Source organism: Streptomyces beijiangensis (genome assembly GCF_017315755.1).
GTDB lineage: Bacteria > Actinomycetota > Actinomycetes > Streptomycetales > Streptomycetaceae > Streptomyces > Streptomyces beijiangensis.
Genome location: NZ_JAFLRJ010000975.1, coordinates 1 through 349 on the forward strand (window position 1 = coordinate 1; position 349 = coordinate 349).

The following is a 349-nucleotide window of genomic DNA, read 5'->3' on the forward strand; positions in this document are numbered from 1 at the left end:
GCTTCGCCCTGGGCGAGTGCGTGACCAACCTCCGCCTGCGCCACCTCCTGGGCCGCCTACCCACCGAGCACAAACAGGCCTTGGACGCCCTGGGCATGATGTGGGCGACACCGGCCCGTACGTTCGAGTCCATGCTCGGACACGCCCGGAGCTGGGCGGCCGACCACGGCCACCTCAGCGTTCCCGTCAAGGAGGAGATCGGCGGCCATCCGCTCGGCTCCTGGCTGGCGGCCCAGCGCCGCAAAGCTAAGGCTGGCCGTCTTCTCCCCGAGCAGCACCAGGCGCTCGACGCGATCGCCCCCGACTGGAACCTGCCCTGGACCGACTGGCACCGCCGCTACCTGCGCGC

General features: G+C 71.3%; 1 protein-coding gene. It reads left to right on the forward strand.

Annotated features, from left to right (window positions below):
• Positions 1–349 (forward strand): helicase associated domain-containing protein (locus tag J0695_RS40155; RefSeq protein WP_206969754.1); only part of this gene is annotated, 349 nt, incomplete at both ends.